The 280-nt window shown below is 41.1% G+C and carries 1 pseudogene; it reads right to left on the bottom strand.

Going from position 1 to position 280, the window contains the following annotated elements:
- Window positions 1-280: pseudogene (locus ACFINC_RS10230) on the bottom strand (MFS transporter); the annotation flags it as partial.

The following is a 280-nucleotide window of genomic DNA, read 5'->3' as shown; positions in this document are numbered from 1 at the left end:
AAATCCAACGCAGATCAATCAATGGTTTTTCTCTATTAAGCTCAATCATAATAGCAACAGCCAAAGAGAAAATAGCCAGTGCAAGCCCCCAACCAATCCACGGTGTTTCATACCACCAATACAATATGCCAACAGACATAATCACAGCATTAAGACCAAGACCAAGAGCAATCAAACCATAGCTTATCCAATCTAACTTTTGAATAACCTTACTCCGGACAACAGGGGTCAGAGGCAACGTATAGATACAGACCAAACTGATGAGAACCAACCCCATTTC

It is taken from the genome of Bartonella sp. AP58NXGY (assembly GCF_042195785.1).
Lineage (GTDB): Bacteria > Pseudomonadota > Alphaproteobacteria > Rhizobiales > Rhizobiaceae > Bartonella.
Note: the sequence above shows the minus strand (reverse complement) of the source record. Positions and strands in the feature narration are given on the sequence as shown.